Below are 21,851 nucleotides of genomic sequence, written 5' to 3'. Positions count from 1 at the left end.
GGAGAGATTGTATAATGAAAGCTGCAAAAACCATCCTGTCGAGTGTAGTAGCGATAGGAGTCATCGCAACTTTGTCCGGGGTCTCTCAAGTATCAGCTGATCAGGGTAGTAAGATGACATCATTAACTTCTGTAAAATCTGCATCGGTAGAACCCGCTTTGTATCAAGAAGTTCCCAAATTCCAAAAAACGTTAAGTAAGAACAAAGTGATCTGGAATGGGAAAAATATTGAATTAATCGCAAACATCGTAGAGGAAGAAAACGTCCCTGCACCAGAATCCAAAGTAATTCGTTCTATTGTCATTTCTAAAGGAAAGATGAAACAGACAATAAAAGCCGATGATTTGGGAGAAAAATGGCATGAAGTAATACGTGTTGTTGATTCAAATTCAGGTAATTGGGTAACTGTGCAGGCAGCAAAAAGTGCTGGTAATGCTGTCATTCTTGTGAACCTTAAGACAGGTGAATCCACGATTTTAAATGATCGCCTTGCAGAGGAAGGTAAGAAAGGCGTAGAGAGTATCCCTTCATTTAACTGGTCACCTGTGGAGGATAAGCTCGCAATTTCATATGGGAATACGGAGAAGAGTTCGCTAGCCATATACGATGCGAATAAAGGCACTTTTGAATATATACCGCGTACAATAAACTATATCAGTACAGGGGTTATCCTTTGGCACAAAAACGGAAAATCGTTTGATTACATTAGTGAGTACCCTTCCGATCAAATGAGTCTTTTTAGATATAATACAGCAGCCAAAAAGGTTAAACCGATCAAAAAAATGACTCGAAAAGAATTTCAACAATTTATGAAGCTGGACAAATAGGTCCAGAATTAATTAAGAAGATAACATGTTTAAGCGGCCTTAATCCTTTAATAAATGGGGAGTAAGGCCGTTTAATGATTTCTGCAAGCGTTCGTAACTGCATAACCCATGCATTTCTTCATGTCTTCTGAAGCTTTTTCATGAATTTGTATTCAAGTTGTGTTCAGTAGGGATTGCAGAGGAGTGTCCAATGATTAATGCTACGCATCTCCGCAGGTATTGACCCGGTTCACATCCAAAATTTCGTTCACGTGATGTGCTTCAAATTGATCAAGCAGAGCGTCCAAGCCATACTCCAGCTTGTGTTCAAGCTCTTCTAGATAAAGAGGCAGGATCGCATAGAAGTGCACAGTCTGTCCACTCTGCATGTCGAGCGTCAAGAAATCCTCGTCCGTCTCAAGTGGAGGAAGTACGATAAAGGCACACATGTCAGTCTTGCTAGAGAGTGGCGTTGCGGGGTCGCCATTGGGTACCGTATGCCCCCAACTCAGCCAGGTATCATAGTCATGTGGCAGTCGAGCCATCGTTTTCAACCATCGTATCGGCCAGTAATTATCCGATTCCTCCAGTTCCTCTTCCAGTAGAGGCCAATCTGGCGGTAAACAAATCATCAGTTCAGCATACTCGTATTCCTGTGCATCTTCAGGCGTGTTCATCGGCAAAGCACTCATGCCTGTCGTATACAACGTATAATAATTACGCTCTGGTGTTGGATGAATGATATGTACATCGATATGAACTTTGTCTGATATGAGCTCATGGAATACGGAGTCGGCTTCGCCTAGATAAGTATCTGCGTGTTGCTCGATTCGCTCCAGCCATTCGTCTTCTGCATAAGAAGTAGACTGCCACTCACGATTCTTATCCTTATGACGAAGTATGGGGACGCCAGAGGGTGAATATTCGGATGATTTGGACATGTTTACAGCTCCCTTGCACAGTATAATGTACTCGCTTTTCCATCTTATCATATCATGTGAATTGAAGTATGAACCTCGTTCTATGGTATGATGTGAGCATGGCGAAGAGTTCGATTGAAGGAGCAAAGGGAAATGAATCAGAACGTACAACAGTTCAAAGCCGATTTCTTCAAAGCACTGGCACATCCGATGCGGATTCGTATTCTGGAATTGCTGAGTGAAGGAGATAAAAGCGTCAATGAATTGCAAAGCAATCTTGGAACGGAAGGTTCTGCGGTATCTCAGCAGCTGGCTGTGCTGCGCAGCAAAAATGTGGTACAAGGCATTAAAGAAGGCACAACCGTCACTTACTCACTGCGGGATCCGCTGATTAAAGACCTGCTGACTGTTGCCAAACAGATTTTTGATAACCATCTGGTCGATGCGATTTCGATGCTGGAGGGTATACGTAAAGACAGTTGACACAGGAAAACAAGAGCAACCGTAAGTTTGAACGGGATCTCTTGTTTTTTTGTTTCATTTTCTATCCGGGTACAATCCCATGGATTGTGATATTTGTGATTGACAGAGCATATATCAAGGAGTAGTGTTCAATATATATTCAAATATTCAAATATATGAAGAAAAGAAGGTTATGGAGCATGAAAGGCATCGGGAGATATGCGGGGTATCGAATAGCTGATTTTCGCAAGGATCTGATATCGGGGCTGATTGTAGGTATTATTGCGATTCCTCTGGGTATGGCTTTTGCCATCGCTTCTGGAGTCAAGCCGGAATATGGATTGTATACTACCATTATTGCAGGTATTTTGATTTCACTGCTAGGCGGGTCCAAGTTTCAAATTGGTGGGCCAACAGGCGCATTCATTCCGATTCTTTTTGCTATAGTCATGCAGTATGGTTATGAAAATTTGCTGATTGCCGGCATGATGGCAGGGCTAATGCTCATTGTTATGGGTGTATTCAAACTTGGAGCATTAATCAAATTTATACCAAGGCCTGTGACGATTGGTTTTACGGCGGGTATTGCCGTTTTAATTTTTAGCGGGCAGATCGTGAATGTACTGGGTCTTACCGGTGTCACGAAACACGAGGATTTTTACTCCAACATGAAAGAGATCGGGATGCACATCGGTACCATTAATATATACAGTTTGCTCACAGCGGGGGTGTGCCTGGCTGTTCTTCTGCTTGTGCCGAAGTTTGCACCTAAAGTGCCCGCTTCGCTGCTCGGTTTGATTTGTTCGACGGTTATCGCCGCCGTTTTCTTCAAGGATCAGGTGGCTACGATTGGCTCATCCTTCGGTACGATTCCAGGAACCCTGCCTGGGTTTCACCTGCCTGAGATCACATGGGAGCGTATCGTGAATTTGCTGCAGCCTGCATTTGTCATTGCTATGCTCGGTGGTATTGAATCACTGTTGTCCGCTGTTGTCGCCGATGGTATGACAGGCAGTCGCCATAACAGCAACCGGGAACTGATCGGGCAGGGAGTTGCCAACCTGGTCACACCGCTGTTCGGCGGTATTCCAGCGACCGGAGCCATTGCCCGTACAGCAACGAATATTAAATCAGGTGCGGTATCCCCTTTGTCCGGTGTGATTCATGGTGTCGTGGTTCTGCTTGTTCTGATTTTGTTTGCACCGTATGCATCCCATATTCCGCTTGCCAGCATGGCGCCGGTTCTGATGTTGGTAGCCTGGAACATGAGTGAACGAAAATCGTTTGCTTATGTACTGCGAACCAGAACGGGAGATTCGCTTGTCCTGCTTCTGACCTTTCTGCTTACGGTATTTACGAGCCTTACGACTGCGGTCGAGGTAGGGCTGATTCTGGCGGTCATTTTGTTTGTAAAACGAATGAGCGAGATGTTGAAGGTAGCCAAGGTACTGCCTGATCCGGATCATAAACATGAGAAAGTGATGGCTCATATGGTACGGGAGGGACATGATTGTCCACAGATCAGCCTGTATACGATCGAAGGGCCGTTATTTTTTGGTGCAGCGGATATGTTTGAAAAATCGGTTATGGATTCACTTCCGGAGCGTCCAGGTATGCTCTTGTTGCGCATGGGGAAAGTTCCTTTTATAGATACAACAGGAGAGGCTAACCTGACTAGTTTAATCAAACATTTTGAACGTTCAGGCGGGATCGTACTGTTGTCAGGTCTTCAGGAGCAACCGCTCGAAATACTGAAACGAACAGGTTTGCTGGAGCGAATCCACCCGGAACATCGATTTGAACATACCGGGGAAGCCATTAATTATGCATTGCAGCATCTGAATGAAGAGAAGTGTAAGGGGTGTAAGCATTTCGCTTTTCGGGAGTGCGCGTCTTTGTCGGGTTCCGGTATCGAATCTAAACCTGAGCAACAGCAAAAGTGGAAAGTAGCTACGGCTAAAACGTCTCTATAATAATCGTTCCAATAAATTCCTGTATGGTATATATTAAGTATATTAATGACATATCAGACAGGAAGGGACTTGACCATGTTTAATTATCCAACGGCTTTGCGTTCAGTGCTCAGTCCGGCATATCTGGAGTGGGCATTACAGTCACATTATGATATCGGAACGTGGGAAGAATGCAGGTTTTGGCTACGGGGTTTGAACGATACTTACCGGGTAGAGACGAGTACAGGAGTATATATCTTGCGAGTATATCGTACTGAGGTGGCGGAAGCAGATGTTCGTTATGAACTGAGTGTTCTGACTGCACTAAAAGAAGGTCTAGGTTCAAGTGAGCATACAGAGGTGGGAGACTTTATCCCAACGAAAGATCAGACAGGGTATACAATGCTGGATGCAGCTGAAGGAAAGCGGGTAGCTGTGATCTTTAACTATATTGAGGGGACAGAGAATAATCTGGAGGATGAGGATTCCTGCTACGCTTTTGGCCGGTCTGCTGCTGAACTGCACCATGCTATGGATGGGATTAAGTTGGAACCGGAGCGAGAACTGGTGTCAGTGGCAGACACAAGGTTGAAGGGGGAGCGGAGTAAAGAAAGGTTTAAGCTGGATACGAAATTTCTCATTGATGAGCCTCTGGAGCGAATCATTCGTTACATAGGAGAGAGTCATAACGAAACAGCATTTTTGCGAACGTTTACCAATGTGTTAAAAGAAAAGATCTCTGCCGTCTCCAGTTCAGGTCTGGACTACGGCTTATGTCACGGGGATATGCATGGAAACAACAATGTGTTTGAGAAGCAAGAACGCTTCATCCATTATGATTTCGAATGGGCTGCACCGGGATGGCGTGCATATGATCTGGCTCAAGTGAAAGTTCGGAAACGGCAGTCGGGTGATTCGGAGCAGAGACAAAAGCTATGGGATTCGTTGATGAAAGGCTACCGATCCGTTCGGAACTTTACAGATGCAGACGAACAGGCGGTTGATCTGTTTATTATCGCTCGCAGGTTCTGGGTGATGGGTCTGGATGTGGCCTTTATCGATAGTGATATGGGCGCGCTGGATTACGGCGAGGATTGGCTGAATGACTTTTTGGAAGAGTTTCGTGGGATGGGGATTGTGTAATCGTTTTGAAGAGGGATCACTCCGATTTAGGTGTGAAAATAAGAGGAAGAGGCTCATCTGCATATATGCGTATGAGTCTCTTCTTTGTGCTATTTAGCTGAATGGTATTAAAGTATGAAAAAATAAAATATTTATCTATATTATTTTCGTAAAAAGCCAAAGAATTTAGCGATATTGTGACGATTGTAATAAATATACGGATTTTGAATCAGTTGGAGGTTGATCAATCAATTAATGATGAAGACAGGCTCTCACTTCGGAATAAGAAAGGGATGGATGACTATTAACAGTTCAGTGAATTTGTATAAGAGAGTCTCGGTCGTGATCTTGTGTTTTATTTTAGTTGTCTCGAATGGATTTCTGTGGACTCCGTGGATGGGAGTTGCATCAGCGGCGGGTCCAGCTACTGTAACGTTTACTTCTACAGATAGTAGTGCCTGGGCGGACGGTATCGCTGTAGATGGTGATGGTGGATCAACAGATATTCCGAATAGAGTGTACCACTTTTACAATATTAGTGATACCAGCGGGACTGTTTTTGTCAAACCGCTTTTATTTGCGAATGAAGCTCAATATGGCTATTTCCCTTTTCTAACGACTTATGATGTGCAGACTTATGAATCATGGAAAGGTATGGGGATCCAAAGAAGTGATTCTTCTAAATTCCAAATTGATGGACTGAACTATTCCAATTGGGGTGAAGGTCCAATCAATCTGGTTATCGAAGGGTATCGTGATGGAGTTAGGGTTGCGACTTACCCATTCACCAATGATGATGTCGTAAATAACTACAATTCTAAACGACTTACTTTGGGTACGGATTTTAATAATGTGGACAAGGTTCTTTTATATTCAGTAGATCAGACAAGCTGGCATGGAATCAATGATATTATCCTGGATGATGCTGTTGTGCCTGGAGTAATCGATGCCGCAGCGCCAACGATTAACACACAGCCTACGAACCAAAATGCTGATGTGGGAGCAAGCAGTCCCGTATTAACGCTAGGTGCAAATACCAGTGACGGAGGAACATTAAGTTACCAGTGGTACAGCAATGCGACGAATAGCAATACAGGCGGCACTCCGGTCAGCGGAGCAACAAGTTCGAGCTATGCAGCCCCAACAACAAGTGCAGGAACCACCTACTATTATGCAGTGGTCACGAACACCAACAATGGCGTGAGTGGTAACCAAACGACGAGCACGACAAGTAGTGTAGCACAAGTGACGGTAAATGCGTTGGTCAATGCCGTAGCGCCAACGATTAACACACAGCCGACAAGTGACACAGCTAACGTGGGAGCAACGAGCCCAACCCTGAGTGTCGGAGCAAGTAGCAGTGACGGAGGAACGCTGAGCTATCAGTGGTACAGCAATGAAACAAACAGCACCACAGGTGGGACGCCGATCAGTGGAGCAACAAGCTCTACTTATGATGCGCCAACAACAAGTGCAGGAACAACCTACTATTATGCAGTGGTGACCAACACCAACAATGGCGTGAGTGGTAACCAAACGATGACCACAACAAGTAGTGTAGCTCAGGTGACGGTAAATGCGTTGGTCAATGCCGTAGCGCCAACGATTAACACACAGCCGACAAGTGACACAGCTAACGTGGGAGCAACGAGCCCAACCCTGAGTGTCGGAGCAAGTAGCAGTGACGGAGGAACGCTGAGCTATCAGTGGTACAGCAATGCAACAAACAGCACCACAGGTGGGACGCCGATCAGTGGAGCAACAAGCTCTACTTATGATGCGCCAACGACAAGTGCAGGAACGACCTACTATTATGCAGTCGTGACCAACACCAACAATGGCGTGAGTGGTAACAAAACGACGAGCATGACAAGTAGTGTAGCACAAGTGACGGTAAATGCGTTGATCAATGCCGCAGCGCCAACGATTAACACACAGCCTGTAAACGATACGGCTAACGTGGGAGCAACGAGCCCGACCCTGAGTGTCGGAGCAAGTACCAGTGACGGAGGAACGCTGAGCTATCAGTGGTACAGCAATGCGACAAATAGCACCACAGGTGGGACGCCGATCAGTGGAGCAACAAGCTCTACTTATGATGCGCCAACAACAAGTGCAGGAACAACCTACTATTATGCAGTGGTCACGAACACCAACAACAGCGTCAGTGGTATCCAAACGATGACCACAACAAGTAATGTAGTTGAGATCACAATCCATGCGCTAGTGAATGCAACAGCGCCAACGATGACGACACAACCTGCCAATGACACAGCTACCGTGGGAGCAACAAGCCCGACCCTGAGTGTCGGAGCAAGTACCAGTGACGGAGGAACATTAAGTTACCAGTGGTACAGCAATGCAACAAATAGCACCACAGGTGGGACGCCGATCAGTGGAGCAACAAGCTCTACTTATGATGCGCCAACAACAAGTGCAGGAACAACCTACTATTATGCAGTGGTGACCAACACCAACAATGGCGTGAGTGGTATCCAAACGACGAGCACGACAAGTAGTGTAGCACAAGTGACGGTACAGACCGTTAACTTGCCGAATGCTCCTGCTAACCCGCAGAATCTGGTAGCAACGCCGGGAAATCACCAAGTACAATTGAACTGGAATCTTGTACCGGAAGCTGCATATTATGAAATTTATTTATCTACGGTAACCGGTCAGTTTAGCAGTACTGCAATTACAACGGTTACGGATGGAAATTATCGTGTTGAGAATCTAATGAACGGAACCACCTATTATTTTATGGTGAAGGCAGGTGGAATAGGTGGTCTAAGTGCCGGATCTAATGAGGTAACGGCGACACCACTATCCGTTATTTCAGCACCCACGGGAGTGACAGCTATTGCTGGAAATGGACAGGCTACGGTAAGTTTCAATACTCCATCAGATCAAGGTGGAAGTCTCGTTACAGAATATGAAGTGACCGTTTTACCGGGAAACACCGTGGTCACTGGCGTAGGCAGCCCGATCATCGTTACTGGATTAACGAATGGAACGAGCTACACATTTACCGTGCGGGCCATAAATGCTTCAGGAAAAAGCGAGCCTTCATTACCGTCTATTGCGATTATTCCAGTGGTTCCAACGAGTACAGACGGCAACACCGGAAACAGTGGAGGAAGTACTGTCGGAGGCAACTCAACTCCAGTTCAGCCACCCGGGTCAGGGACTCCAACGCCAACAACATCTGGCAGTTCGGGTGTGGACGTACTTGTTAACGGAAAAGTAGAACGAATCGGAACGTCGAAGCTTAGCGAGAACAATGGCCAGAGTACCAATACAATTACAGTAGATTCTGCAAAGCTGGATGAAAAGCTGTCATCCGAAGGTAACGGGGCAACGGTTACGATTCTGCTCAATACCAAGTCTGATATTGTTATTGGGGAACTTAATGGTCAAATGATCAAGAACATGGAGGATAAAAGGGCAGTCTTGAAAATTCAAGCTCCTTTTGCGACCTACACGTTGCCTTCTGGGCAAATTAACATTCAAGCATTGTCCAACCAAATTGGCCAGTCTATTGATCTCAAAGATATCCAAATTCAGATTGAAATCGCAACGCCTCGAGCCGAGATGTTAAAAGTCGTTGCAGATGCAGCTGAAAAAAATAAATTTACACTGGTTGCCCCCACGCATAATTTTGAAGCACGCGTCATGTATGGAGATCGAATCATTGATATCACAAAGTTTAACGTATATGTTGAACGAACAGTTGCAATCCCTGACGGAGTCGATATCAACCGGATTACAACAGGAGTCGTTATCGAACAGGATGGATCTGTCAGACATGTGCCAACACAGGTAGTGGTTAACGATTCCAAATATTTTGCTAAGGTGAACAGTTTAACCAACAGTACCTATTCGATCGTATGGAATCCTATTGAATTCCATGATGTCCAGAATCATTGGGCGAAATCTGAAGTGAACGATATGGGCTCACGTATGGTTATGGAGGGTACTGGGGAAGGTTTATTCACACCGGAAAGAGACATTACACGGGCGGAATTCGCCATAGTATTGGCACGCAGCCTGGGACTGAAGCTTAATGCCTCGGCAAGTGCTTTCACCGATGTTGCGAATGATGCATGGTACAGTCCAGCGATCAATACGGCCTATGAATATCAATTGCTGGAAGGCTTTGAAGATGGAACTTTCCGTCCTGACGAAAAGATTACAAGGGAACAAGCCATGACGATTATGGCTAAAGCCATGGAGTTAACCGGGCTGAAAGGCAAACTCTCTGCTTCCTCCGAGTCTATAGGGTTAGAGAAATTTAGCGATACAACCGATGTATCCAGCTGGGCATACAGTGGCATGGTTGATAGTGTGCAAACAGGTATTTTTACAGGGAGAAACCAAGGAAAGCTTGCTCCTAAAGCTCCGATTACAAGAGCTGAGGTGGCAGCCATTGCTAAACGTCTGCTTCAAAAATCAGGGTTAATCTGATTATTTAATAACTATAAAAAGTTCCTTGATTGTATCCGGTAAGGATATGACCAAGGAACTTTTTTTGTCCATAGAAATAGAATAGGCTCTCTGTTATGGAGAGTAATAATGGGGGCAAACCTCCTAAGGATTAGTATGTTTATTTCAACATAAGGAATATTAAATGAATCAGTGCAATGCATCCCATTGGATAGATCAATGATCTGGAGAACCTGTTTTTAAATTCGTTCTGAGGATGCTTTTCAAAAAAGAAGTGTAATACGGTATGTATGATAAAAAATATATCCAGTATCCAGAATGTTATGGTCTGATAGGAACTGAAAAGAAGTGAGAAGATGATCGTATACAGTGGAAGATGAATCCAGGTGAAATAGGTATATGCTTTTTCTGCTTCCATATCTTTTAACACGATAAACAATTTCCATTCGGACCGCCGGATCGCATCCATTTCATGCAGAAGAAACAGGGAGAGGTTAAACAGAAATAAGATCAATAACAAACTTGGCATCTTTATCCTCCTATTTTAATTTTGATGGATCGGTTGTTAAAGGCATTAAAAATAATACGGTACTCCCACCGGAAAAGTTCCGGTAACATAAGCAAAAGCGCTACTCATATCAGAAAGAAATGATTGAAGATTTGAGCAATTTTTGACATATGTACCTGTGAGTGCTTACTTCCTCATAATCCATATTGTATTTCTGCTTCACATCTCGTACAATTTGATGAAGTAATTCTGCATTGCGTTAATGTAAGTGGATTGAAGTGGAATGATAATTGGAAGCTGTTTATGAGAAAAGGGGAGAATCACTTGGAATCAAAAGAACTATCGAGAGGGCTGAAACCACGCCATGTTGAGCTGATTGCGCTCGGCGGTACGATTGGCGTCGGGTTGTTCATGGGATCGGCAAGCACGATCAAATGGGCTGGTCCGTCCGTGTTACTGGCCTATTTGCTGGCCGGGATCATTATCTTTTTTGTCATGCGTATTATGGGGGAGATGTTGATTCAGGAGCCGGTAACCGGTTCGTTTGCGACATTTGCTCACAAATATATTGGCCCGCTTGCCGGGTTCCTCACGGCCTGGAGTTATTGGTTCCTGTGGGTTACGGTGGGTATGGCGGAAGTTACAGCCATCGGGATTTACGTGGGATACTGGTTCCCGGATATTCCCCAGTGGATTCCGGCACTCGCGGGTGTGCTCATTATTGCGGCAGCCAATCTGGCAGCAGTGAAGTTCTATGGCGAATTCGAGTTCTGGTTTGCGATGATCAAGGTAACCGCAATCGTGGCGATGATTGTCATCGGAACAGGTCTTATTTTCTTCGGATGGGGAAATGGAGGAGAGCCGATTGGTTTGTCCAATCTAATCAGTCACGGAGGCTTTTTCCCGGGAGGCATCAAAGGATTCCTGTTTGCGCTATGTATTGTCACGGCTGCCTACCAGGGTGTGGAGATGGTCGGAATTACAGCTGGGGAAGCAGAAAATCCGAAATACACGCTGCGCAAAGCCATTAAAAACATTGTGTGGCGGATTCTCATTTTCTACGTAGGTGCGATATTTGTGATCGTCACGTTGTATCCTTGGAACGAGGTAGGAGAGACTGGAAGTCCATTCGTGCTAACCTTTGCCAAAGTGGGCATTGTTGCAGCGGCAGGTATCATCAACTTCGTAGTGTTAACAGCAGCGATGTCGGGATGTAACAGCGGGATCTACAGCGCAGGACGGATGTTATACACACTGGCAGAGAACGGACAAGCACCGGCTTTTTTCAAAAAGCTGTCCAAAGGCGGGGTTCCCCGTAACAGTATCGTAGTGACCATCTCTCTTCTTCTGATCGGGGTTGTACTCAACTATCTGATGCCTGATTCGAAGCTGTTCCTGTACATTTACAGCGCAAGTGTATTGCCCGGTATGGTGCCTTGGTTTGCGCTGGCGTTCAGTCAGTTCAGATTCAGAAAGCGTTGGGGGCAGGACCTGGCGGAGCATAATTTTAAGTCCAAATGGTTCCCCATCAGCAATTACATTATTATTGTGTATCTGATTCTGGTCATTATCGGTATGGCCTTTAACCCGGATACACGTCTGCCACTGATTGTGGGGGCAACGTTTATGGCGATTGTAGTGGTTGGTTATTACGTATTTGGCATCGGTGGTCGGCAGTCCAAAGCTAACGATTCCAAATAAATAATAATTACATCTGTAATGTAATCCGTTTTACCAATGATAAGCTACCTATGTAGCAACAATGATGATGCACTTCTTGAACATACTGGGTGACTCGCAAAGAGTCCCGTATGTTGAAGGAGTGTTTTTTTTGCAGTTTAAATAACGGGCATCTCGGTTACAAAGGAAAGAGTACACCTTTACGCAAATGAAATTCACAACACATAAATACGAACCGAGGAGGAACCAAACATGGCTACGCAAGATCAGCATTCGATTCAAGATCCAACGACACAATATCCGAAGGCAACGAAGGAGTGGAAGCAGCAGCAGGATGAGCCGGGATTGCAGCGTGAGATGACTCCTGTTCCGGATTGCGGTGAAAAAACGTATAAAGGCAGCGGACGCCTTACGGGTCGTAAAGCAGTCGTTACCGGTGCGGATAGCGGGATTGGCCGAGCGGTGGCAATAGCCTATGCACGTGAAGGAGCGGATGTTGTACTTTCCTATCTGCCGGAAGAGGAAGCAGATGCCAAGGAAGTAGTGCAACTGATTGAGGAAGCGGGCCGCAGAGCCATTGCTGTCCCAGGTGATCTGAAGGATGAGAAGTACTGTGAGGAACTGATCGAAACGGCGGTCAAAGAACTTGGTGGCATTGATATTCTGGCTAATGTGGCGGGCAAACAGCAGTTTGTCGAGCAGATCGCCGACCTGACAACGGAACAATTCGATGCGACGTTCAAAACGAATGTTTATTCCATGTTCTGGCTCAACAAAGCAGCAGTCAAACACATGAAAGCAGGCGGTTCGATCATCAATACTTCGTCGATTCAGGCGTATAAACCGTCTCCGACCTTGCTGGATTATGCAACGACAAAGGCTTCCATCAATACCTTTAGCAAAGCACTCGCCCAACAGGTTGGCAGCAAAGGTATTCGTGTGAACGTTGTCGCGCCAGGGCCAGTGTGGACACCTCTACAGGTGGTTGGTGGACAACCTGTAGAGAAACTGGCGGAATTCGGCAACAACACACCGCTCGGCCGGGCAGGACAACCTGCCGAGATGGCCCCGGCTTACGTATTCCTGGCGAGTCAGGAATCCAGCTATGTGAGCGGAGAGACCTTGAATGCCAATGGTGGTACGGTTAGTCCATAATCGGGAGAAGGCGGTATAGTTATATTGAAAAACCTCGGTATTGGAGATCAATCCATTCCATCAAGTTTCCAAATAAAACAGGCCAAGGCAGAGTGTACTCTGCTTTGGCCTGTTTGTATGTGTTGTGTTACATCAGAAGTTGGTTTATTTTTGCTCCGACTTCGTTTCAAGTAGTACATAGCTGCCTAGTGTGGCGAGCTCCGCGTTATCCAGCAGTGCTTCATTCACCGCAGTCACCGCTTCCGTTGTTGCATTCAACAGTTCATCGAAGTCAACAGGTGAGGCAAACCTGAGAACGACGGAAGCCTCTCCCTTTTTCAAATGTGTCTCTGTTTTGCTCTTATAATCGTTAATTGAATCGACTTCAAGGTCGTTCTGTACATAATAATCATTGGCGTCACTTTCGCCTTTGAACATACTGAGTTCGGAATCGAGCCAGTAATCTTTATCCGCGATAGTCTTCTGACTTGCAGCCGTTTCATCATTGGTATTATACAAGAAATAAGGAATTCCAGAGTTGGTCAGATTATTGGTTGCGTCAACGTTGAACCACTCGTTTCCGATTTTCACCTTGTTCCATGCATGAGGTACGCCACTGGAGGTTCCTGTAACCACGATACTCTCCAAGCCGGACAGATCTGAGAGCAGTTTGTATACAGAAGCATAACTTGCGCATACGCCGACGCCTTTGACGAGAATACCATAGGTGGTAAACGAATCATTAAACTGTGCATCCACATGCTTAAAGTTGTTTTGCTCTGCATTTTCGAGTGCAGCATCATCATATTTTGCATTGTCGTTCAAATAATCGTAGATGACTTTACGTTTCTCGTCATCGCTCATGCCTTGTTTAATAATGGAAGCAACAACCTCTTTGGCTTTGGCGATAATCTCGGTTTGTTTTTTCTGGATATCTGCAGCCGTTTCGTTGTAATGAATCGAAAGGGTCAGTGTGCCATAGTTATATTCGAAGCCTTCTACCCCAAGAATCAGTGGATTCTGGTACATGACTTTCAAGACAACATCCGAGAGTGTTGTAAAATTTTGAGCTTCCGGAAAAGCTTTCAAGGAGATACTGTCCTGAGCAGCAATCATATTTTTAGCCAAAACTTCTTCCAGCGCAGAATCGGCATTCATGAAATCATCACCAGTAGCTGGCTCAGGCACGTTCTCCTGATTACCTTGTTCTACATTTTGCTCGGTATTAGACTTCTGCTCGTCGACAAGGTTTTGCTGGGAGTCTGTATCTGCTTCTACACCTGTATCTGTATCTGTATCTGTATTTGTTTCTTGAGCAGATGCCTCTTTCGAGGAATCACTCGCAGATTCGCTTGCCGTCTGATCGGCAGCTTCCTCGCTGGTGGTAGTATCATTGTTGTTAATAATCGTTGGTACATCCGGTGCAGGCACATAAGGTGTATTATTTTTAGGCTCAACGAATCCATTACTGGAATCAGCCACACGCTGTTGGGCAAGCTTGTCTAGATCTTCCTGAGTAACATTCTCTACACGTACGTAATTTTTAAGCGCTGTTCCTTTGACGTGAAAAGGAATGACCGTTTCATTGAACGGTGAAATTTCTACATTAGAGGTATCATAGACAAGTGTTTCACGAGCCAGTGAGCCGTCATTGTACTCTACCGTTATTTTCTGTGGCAGTTCGTTAACGCTTTTCAACTTGTCTCGATAAAAATCTTCTTTTAATGCGGATGGTAACTGGGAGGCTAGTGGGGCTGTGGCAACTCCGTTGCTAAAGTTGGACTCTTTGCCTTCCCCGACTGCAGTAACGTAGTATTCTCCCTGAATACCGGAATTCTGGTGTGTTGTAACAATATCATTGTAAATACCAAGGCCGCCTTTTCCATCTTTCATAAAGTCATTAAAGGTCGTCTCGGTTGTGGTTGCAATAACCAGAGGTGTACTTTCACTATAAGCGTTCTCTGCACCTTGAAGAGCAAGATTGTTAGGATCAAAAATTCGACTTCGGTCGATACGTTTATAAATGTTATATTGGGTAGCACCTTCAACTTTATCCCATGCAAGCGTTAATCGTCTGTCTTTGTCGATAACATACTTCAATTTAGGTACGGGCAACTCCGATTTCACTGTAAATGGGATGATAAGTGGTTGATCAAGCAAAGTGGGATTCTCTGCATCCGGATCATAGTTTAGACGAATATAATAGATTGGAGCTCCGCCCCAACCGCTGCTTCCCTTCGTTTTCATCGCTTCCGAGCTTAACACCCCCCAGCTTAAGGGTTTAATCGATACGCTGTCTTCATTAATTTCTGGTAGTGCATATACCTTACTAGCCTCTAGTGCTTTAATATCGGTATGTACGGAGATAATATCATCTGAAGATAAATTCAACTTTCTCAAATCGCCTTTGAACTTAAACGTAAATTCTTCATCCTGAGCCACATTGTACATGGGCATAATTGCTTTTTCCGAGGCTGTTCCATACTTTTCTTTCAAACTTAAAATGCTGGAGCCTTGCTTGGGTTCAGTTGATTTGTTCTCAGACGGGCTACTCTCCTGATCATTACTCTGGCAACCAGCCAGCAACAGGGTAAATACAAACATCATAAAAAATAATCGTTTCATGGTACACCGCTTTCTACTTATTCTGGGTAAAACTTAATTTGGATCCTCCTACCGCAAAAACCTCCTATTAATTTCCTAATACCTTTGATAGTTTATGGTCATATCTACTTATTGTCAAGGTAGGTTGTAGGGGGTTCGTAGACCTATATATAGGTAGAACAGTTTAGCAATTTTTACATAGAAATGATGATACAATGGTTCAATCGGAGTTAATAATTTCATCCCTAGAGGAGAATGTTGGAGGAGGCATCTTGTATGATTGCAGAACAGGTTGTGCGAACATTTTTCGAAGAAGTCCGGTCAGGCCGGAATCCGGATTATGCCAATCAAGTGATGGCGGAACAGGTGTTAGCCCATCAAGTGGTATCCGAGGAAGATGTCACGGTAAACAGAACACCTGCCGATTATGCAGCTCATGTGCGCGAGATGATTGAGGCATATGGTTCTTTTACACTGGAGATTCAAGAGATGATTGCCCAAGGCAACAAAGTATATGTGCGCTGGAAACAATCGGGTATCCATACAGGCCAGGTGGATCATTACAGCCCAACGGGGCTCCCGGTAATTGAGATTGCCAGTGCTGTTTACAGGGTGGAGGAAGGCAAAATCGTGGAATACTGGATTCAAATCGATAGATTAGGTATAGAAAAACAATTGGAACGCAACCTGAACGCATAAAAGTCAACGATGGAGCAGTTGAGGCCTTTCTTTTTTACAAAAGAGAGGCCTGTATTAAATTTAGTTGAGATTTTGCCAAACGATGGAGTCTTACAATGCATGATTCTTAACACGGTACCAATACGAATAGGCATCGGTATATCCCAATTTGGCATATAGTCGCCGTGCAGCTTCATTGCCCTCGACCACTTGCAGATAACTTGAAACAGCACCATGTCTTTTCCCCCATTGCAACAGATGCAGAATCATCTGTTCCGCCAGTCCGCGGTTACGGTAGTCCTTATCCGTAATGATGTCGTGCAGCCCAATGAATCCGCGCTCAACCACACCAAGCCCACAAGCCACCACAAAGCCGTCAACAAACAGTGTGATGAATCCCGTCTTCGCACGGACATTGAATAACATCTGAGCCATGGTTCCCCGAAACGCTTCACTGACCGCATTCAAACGGCAAAAATGGTTTAACCACTCTTCCGTTAACTGTTCCTCGATATGTACCTGTAGATGTTCAGCAGCTTTCAGATCCTTCAGGTCTCGAAGCTGTACCAGGGTTCGATCCACGACGTCATAACCTTTGTCTTGTAAAAGTTGATCCAATTCCCCTGGCTGAACGAACGGGGTTATTTTAAAAACTGTATTTAACCGGTTTGAACTGTAGATATTCTCACAGGTTTTGATCTTTTCATGCACATCCAGAGTAGAAGGGTAGATCGGCTGAACGGAATTGGCGCGTTTCGAATATCCTTTGGCAAAACGCAGTACCCAACCGTCATATAGTGAAGTGGATAAAGGCTGCCAGTGGTTGAGCGTTAACTCTTCAATTAAACGATGTTTGTTTTCTGTTGCATACATGTGGCTTATCCTCCTAACATGGGGTACAGGCAATATAACAATCAGATCAAATAATAATACATAAAAATGTATAAAAATTCAATCGAGATGATTCGGATGTTAGTCATCTGAATGATATAATCGATACATAGATTAATTTGTGAAATGGAGTACAACGAATGATTAACATAGAGATTCAGGGACACAAGATTACTTGTCATATCGAACTAGGCAAACGAAAAAAAGCCTCCATCACGATGGATCTGCCCTACATGGTCACCATCAAGGCACCGAACGGCACAAATGAGGAGGTGATTCGTCAGCTGGTCCTGCAGCATGGCGCCGAGATTATACAAAAATCCACCCGCATGCAGCAGGTGCTGGACGGTCCCCAAGCCAAGGATTACGAGAAAGAGGGCAAGGGTGCATTGCTGCTTTTTGGCCAGGCTCATGCCCTGCATGACTTAATCCCGGTAGAGGGATTTACGGAAGAGGAGCTTCGTGCGAACCTGAAAAAGTTTTATTTTGCCGAATGCAAGCGCATGATTGGGCAGCGAATTACACGTTATCAGCAGGAACTGAAGGTGAAGCCGAAGTCTATCGACATCGTAGACTCTCCCACGAAATGGGGGAGCTGCAGCTGGGACAAAAAGCTGACGTTTAATTACCGCCTTGCCATGGCACCGCCAGAAGTTATTGATTATGTCATTATCCATGAGCTGTGCCATATTCATCATATGAATCATGACCGTTCGTTCTGGCGGAGAGTAGGTAGTATTATGCCGGATTACAAGGAAAAAGAAGATTATCTCATGCGTAATGGCCGAGCCATGACGCTGTAGATTAACCGAGTTGAACACCGTGTTCTGTGTAAAATTGTACAGCGGCATCCCGATTCGTATGGTGATCCAGCCAATGCTCAGGATAATAAATTCCTGCAGCCATCGGCTGGTCAGCAGGCAAGCGAAGCAGCTTATCCGCCTGAATAGAAGCACCGAGTGCTGTGAGATGGGACTGTCCCTGGGGATCGGAGACGGTTAATCTACGCTTCACCTGTTTACCCGAGTGATCGATACCTTTCAGTTCGATGACGAGATGATGGGCGCCACCATTCCCCGGGTTGTAGAGCAACTTGCGTCTGAGGGGCGTAAACCGTTCGCCACTAATCATATTCCAAATACCAGTTTTGACTAGGCCTGCAAGTGCGTAGGTAGACAACTTATGATCAAAGGCAATACGGAAGCTGGAAGTATTGATGTGGCTCTGCCGGGGAAGCGTAACGTGATCCGGTGTATCGAGCCTGTAACATTGCGTGTGATATCCTCCGGGAAAAGTGACAGGAAGCGGATCAGTCATTGGATAGACATCGCGCTGAGTATTCAATTCAGTGATCTGAAAGGGAATGCTCATCCGGTCCATAAAAGTAACGGAATCAGGTCCTGCTTTGTCCCGGAGTGAATACAGGGCACTGATGTTCATCTCCACATGATTTAGATTCTCTGCGAGCATCATCGCAAACAAGGAAGCTGTCCCGCCCATCCAGCCGGAAGATAAAATAACAGGGGAGCGGAGCTCTTCTTGTTTTGCCGTGTGATGCGCCTGATGAAATACCTCTGTCCAGCGAGTGACGTCAATGAACGGGATGCCTCGCCGAATGGCAGATACGAGCAATGAATCCTGTAAATCATTTACGGCATTGATGATTAGGAATACGTCATCTTGGACGTGGATTAGAGGATCGGGTGCAGCTGTATCCACAATGACAGTGCGAACACGGTTTGAAACAAACGGAGGTGTTTTGTCAGAAGAACGGCCTCCGAGTAACAGTTCTAGATCAATATGTCTGTCATGCAAGATGCGGGCAATTTGTGCACCAACTGCGCCGTAACCGCCGGCGATAAGAATTTTCCGATATGTGGTAGTCATAAAGTTAACCCTCCATTAAATGTTTAAATGTTCGAACATTTAAACATATTGTAGGGTTATCTATCTCTAAAATCAAGTAGATGCGTTCTCCCGGAGAAAAACAGTTGTTGTTCGATCATGCTTATAACGTACAATAGAGCCAATAGTACTCGTTGCAAATCACTCTTAAACAGATATGGAGGAGGATCGCAAAATGAATCAAAACGGACAACACTCGGAGCTGGTGGATGAATATATCGCTTCATTTCCAGCAGATGTGCAACTAAAATTACAGAGGTTGCGGCAGATCATTCAGGAAGCGGCTCCGCTCGCTGAAGAAAAGATCAGTTACAAAATGCCTACATATGCGCAGCATGGGAATCTGGTTCATTTTGCGGCATACACGAAACATATTGGCTTTTATCCTGCACCCAGCGGTATTCTGGCGTTCAAGGAACAGCTCTCCAGGTTTAAGGGCGCGAAGGGTTCCGTCCAGTTTCCACTTGATGAGCCATTGCCAGAGAACTTGATACGCGAGATTGTTGAATTTAGAATGAAGGAGAACGTGGAGAGGAATCAGAGATGAATAAAGGTCTAATTGTTCTTGATGTCCAGCGAGGACTTACCATGCAACGAGATGTATCGGCAACCGTGTCAAAGATCGAATCGGTCATTGCGACCTTCGAGAAGATGAATTGGCCCATGGTGTTTACTAAACATATTGATGAGCAACATGAAGAGTCCTCACTCTACCGCGGGAAAGCAAATCATCTGGAAATTGTTGTGGATACGAAGCAACATCTTGTTCTGGAAAAGAACAAACCGAGTGCTTTCAGTAATATTGAATTGAAAAAATGGCTAAGCGATCAGCAGGTTGAGCATGTATTCATTGTTGGCTTTAACATGGAGTATTGTTGTCTTTTTACGGCGATCACTGCTGAACATGAGGGTTTTAAAGTGACACTGATTGAAGATGCGGCCGGTACGGTGAATACAGAAGAGACGTATGACATGGAGGGGCTGGATATACCTGATTTTATCGGTACGATTCTCAATTGGTCAGGATGCATAGAGGTTTTATATACAGATGAATTTAGTGATGTGTACTGCCATGGTACTGAAAAGTAGAATGTGCTTATAATAGGATGCTACTTCGTTACTGGCTAAACCAATGTATACAAAATCCGGATGATGATTCATCCGGATTTTTTGGATGCCTGCTCTTTCCCCAACTGTTTCTACTCAAAGTAATAGGTAACATCGGAGTTGCTGGCCGCAGGAATCAGATACATAAAATAGGGGCTCACCTGCAGATAGATGTTCAGGTCGGACACGCTAAGATTGCGAACCGTTAGATTGAAACGGCCATCTGCACCGACTGTGACGGTTTCCGTACGAATATGTTTTTCTTCTGGTGACGGGCCATGAATCCGAAAGGAGAACGTTTGACCCGCATATGCTGTAAGTGTTCCTCGTACGTTCAAGGTGCGCTCCGCTGTATATTCGAATTGTACATGACGGTCATCAAGAACGACCTCATTGCCGGTATCCGGTTCCTGAGGCTGTGTGCCGGGATCTTGGGGCTGCGTTCCAGGATTCTGTGGATCGGTCACGGGTTCTTCTGCGGAGGGGCTAATCGTGAAAAATTGAGTTTGATAAACGATGTCCGCGTTGGAACCGTCTTTTTTCTTCAATCCGGTAATTCGAACGGTAAACATATCTCCATCCTTCAATGCTTTTACGTTATCCGGACGGAAAATGACAGCATAGCTATACCCATATCCATCGGCATTGACGTTGAAAAACGCTTTGGAAGGATCACTGCTGGCAGGTGTTTTGGCACCGAAATTCCAGGTTTTCTGATCCGACGTTCGTGTAAGTTCTACCTGAACCTCCGAATTTGAAGGTTTTGCAAAGACATCCGGGTTCAACTGCGCAGACCAGGCCTGCGACACATTGAAAGCTTCAATCGGAAACGCGCCTTTATTTGGATACAAATTGTAATTGTAGCGCAGCTTCCCTGCCCGACTGGTATCCATCACCTGCATGGTGCTAAAATGACTTGCATAATTTTTGTTGTCCCGGGATGCGATTCCGAAGCCGACCTTTTTCAACTGCGGACTCAGAATCCAGCGACGGTGACCTAGTGCGCCAATGTTACTTGAGTCAGAGTCGTCCATATATGCTTCCACACTATTAACCGCCAGATTGCCGGTAGCGCCATAGGAAGCATACAAGTTGGAACTGGAAGCTGATTTAGCACCTAGATCAAAAAAATCCTTTGGCATATCGGCAGGCCTAGCCGGAAAATGGCTTAGAGGACCGGTAGAGACAAGAACTGCACCGTGTTGAGCCTGAACGTTAAGCGAAGCATCCAGCACAAGATCGCCTTCCAGTCCCGAAAGGTAACGATAGAAGTTGGCCGCATTTAATGCCTGCTGCAGAGAAGATTCACTTAATACGCCAGCAACATAAGGTGCTGTGGTGGAAGGGGTTTGGGTATATGTAGCGGGTTGATCCCTGTTCGACATCCATTGCGTCCATTTTTGATTAATTTCTTGCTGACTTCGCTCAGGCAACAAGCTGTCGACAGGGGCTGCCAAGGTCTGCTGTGCACCGAGTAGTACGAACATCAGACCAGCCAGAGGAAGCGTAAGCAGTGTGTGAATAACCTTTTTCCGAATAAACATCTTCTAATCTCCTTCAACTTGTAAAATGTAAATAATATACTTTCAATGCATTTTATCGACAGTAGAGGATGTATTAGTTAGTTGATTTTAATAAA

At 45.2% G+C, this 21,851-nt stretch carries 17 protein-coding genes; 11 read left to right on the top strand and 6 right to left on the bottom strand.

Features of this window, described 5'->3' with window-relative positions:
• Positions 1-14 precede the first annotated feature (14 nt).
• Positions 15-827: a hypothetical protein gene (locus FS818_RS24695; protein WP_145335645.1), complete on the top strand. Its 813-nt coding sequence runs from the start codon at positions 15-17 to the stop codon at positions 825-827.
• Positions 828-1,027: 200 nt separating this feature from the next.
• Here FS818_RS24695 and FS818_RS24690 read toward each other — a convergent pair whose 3' ends face one another.
• The gene (locus tag FS818_RS24690) at positions 1,028-1,747 is read right to left on the bottom strand and encodes a suppressor of fused domain protein (protein WP_145335643.1); all 720 of its coding nucleotides are present in this window, start codon (positions 1,745-1,747) and stop codon (positions 1,028-1,030) included.
• Positions 1,748-1,879: 132 nt separating this feature from the next.
• Here FS818_RS24690 and FS818_RS24685 point away from each other — a divergent pair, with 132 nt between their 5' ends.
• The 4 genes from FS818_RS24685 to FS818_RS24670 all read left to right on the top strand — a co-directional run bounded on the left by FS818_RS24685 (position 1,880) and on the right by FS818_RS24670 (position 9,726).
• Positions 1,880-2,209, top strand: a complete 330-nt coding sequence (locus tag FS818_RS24685) for an ArsR/SmtB family transcription factor (protein ID WP_145335641.1) — start codon at positions 1,880-1,882, stop codon at positions 2,207-2,209.
• Positions 2,210-2,388: 179 nt separating this feature from the next.
• A complete protein-coding gene (locus FS818_RS24680; RefSeq protein ID WP_145335639.1) occupies positions 2,389-4,161 on the top strand; it encodes a SulP family inorganic anion transporter in 1,773 nt (590 codons plus the stop codon).
• Between the two features lie 75 nt (positions 4,162-4,236).
• The gene (locus tag FS818_RS24675; RefSeq protein WP_145335637.1) at positions 4,237-5,283 is read left to right on the top strand and encodes a phosphotransferase; all 1,047 of its coding nucleotides are present in this window, start codon (positions 4,237-4,239) and stop codon (positions 5,281-5,283) included.
• 375 nt (positions 5,284-5,658) lie between these two features.
• Positions 5,659-9,726 (top strand): S-layer homology domain-containing protein, encoded by a 4,068-nt coding sequence (locus FS818_RS24670; protein ID WP_260989965.1) that lies wholly within the window; start codon positions 5,659-5,661, stop codon positions 9,724-9,726.
• Between the two features lie 139 nt (positions 9,727-9,865).
• Here the strand turns inward: FS818_RS24670 and FS818_RS24665 are convergent, their stop codons facing one another.
• A complete protein-coding gene (locus tag FS818_RS24665) occupies positions 9,866-10,234 on the bottom strand; it encodes a DUF6713 family protein (protein ID WP_145335635.1) in 369 nt (122 codons plus the stop codon).
• Between the two features lie 303 nt (positions 10,235-10,537).
• Between FS818_RS24665 and FS818_RS24660 the strand changes: the two genes are divergently transcribed.
• On the top strand, positions 10,538-11,914 hold the full coding sequence (locus FS818_RS24660) for an amino acid permease (RefSeq protein WP_145335632.1): 1,377 nt from the start codon (positions 10,538-10,540) through the stop codon (positions 11,912-11,914).
• Positions 11,915-12,145: 231 nt separating this feature from the next.
• Complete coding sequence (locus tag FS818_RS24655) at positions 12,146-13,048, top strand: SDR family oxidoreductase (protein ID WP_145335630.1); 903 nt, start codon at positions 12,146-12,148, stop codon at positions 13,046-13,048.
• Between the two features lie 144 nt (positions 13,049-13,192).
• Here the strand turns inward: FS818_RS24655 and FS818_RS24650 are convergent, their stop codons facing one another.
• Complete coding sequence (locus FS818_RS24650; protein WP_145335628.1) at positions 13,193-15,652, bottom strand: transglutaminase domain-containing protein; 2,460 nt, start codon at positions 15,650-15,652, stop codon at positions 13,193-13,195.
• 255 nt (positions 15,653-15,907) lie between these two features.
• On the opposite strand from FS818_RS24650, the gene FS818_RS24645 reads away from it, so the two are divergent.
• Positions 15,908-16,330: an ester cyclase gene (locus tag FS818_RS24645; protein WP_145335626.1), complete on the top strand. Its 423-nt coding sequence runs from the start codon at positions 15,908-15,910 to the stop codon at positions 16,328-16,330.
• 90 nt (positions 16,331-16,420) lie between these two features.
• On the opposite strand, the gene FS818_RS24640 is transcribed toward FS818_RS24645, so the two are convergent.
• Positions 16,421-17,182: a GNAT family N-acetyltransferase gene (locus FS818_RS24640; protein ID WP_145335624.1), complete on the bottom strand. Its 762-nt coding sequence runs from the start codon at positions 17,180-17,182 to the stop codon at positions 16,421-16,423.
• Positions 17,183-17,343: 161 nt separating this feature from the next.
• On the opposite strand from FS818_RS24640, the gene FS818_RS24635 reads away from it, so the two are divergent.
• Entirely contained in the window at positions 17,344-18,003 is a 660-nt protein-coding gene (locus FS818_RS24635) for a M48 family metallopeptidase (RefSeq protein WP_145335862.1), read from the top strand.
• Between the two features lies 1 nt (position 18,004).
• On the opposite strand, the gene FS818_RS24630 is transcribed toward FS818_RS24635, so the two are convergent.
• Positions 18,005-19,087 carry a saccharopine dehydrogenase family protein gene (locus FS818_RS24630; RefSeq protein ID WP_145335622.1) on the bottom strand — a complete coding sequence of 361 codons (1,083 nt, stop codon included), beginning with the start codon at positions 19,085-19,087 and terminating at the stop codon, positions 18,005-18,007.
• 193 nt (positions 19,088-19,280) lie between these two features.
• Here FS818_RS24630 and FS818_RS24625 point away from each other — a divergent pair, with 193 nt between their 5' ends.
• Together FS818_RS24625 and FS818_RS24620 are read left to right on the top strand one after the other, a co-directional pair.
• The gene (locus FS818_RS24625) at positions 19,281-19,652 is read left to right on the top strand and encodes an iron chaperone (RefSeq protein ID WP_145335620.1); all 372 of its coding nucleotides are present in this window, start codon (positions 19,281-19,283) and stop codon (positions 19,650-19,652) included.
• Positions 19,649-20,194, top strand: coding sequence for a cysteine hydrolase family protein (locus FS818_RS24620; protein WP_145335618.1), 546 nt, complete (start codon positions 19,649-19,651; stop codon positions 20,192-20,194). Before FS818_RS24625 ends, FS818_RS24620 begins: the two co-directional genes overlap by 4 nt.
• Before the next feature lie 110 nt (positions 20,195-20,304).
• On the opposite strand, the gene FS818_RS24615 is transcribed toward FS818_RS24620, so the two are convergent.
• Complete coding sequence (locus tag FS818_RS24615; RefSeq protein ID WP_145335616.1) at positions 20,305-21,756, bottom strand: CAP domain-containing protein; 1,452 nt, start codon at positions 21,754-21,756, stop codon at positions 20,305-20,307.
• Between the last annotated feature and the right edge of the window lie 95 nt (positions 21,757-21,851).

The sequence above is a fragment of the Paenibacillus xylanexedens genome (assembly GCF_007680605.1).
Classification (GTDB): domain Bacteria; phylum Bacillota; class Bacilli; order Paenibacillales; family Paenibacillaceae; genus Paenibacillus; species Paenibacillus xylanexedens_B.
The sequence above is the reverse complement of the archived record's forward strand: the minus strand, read 5'-3'. Positions and strand labels throughout refer to the sequence as shown.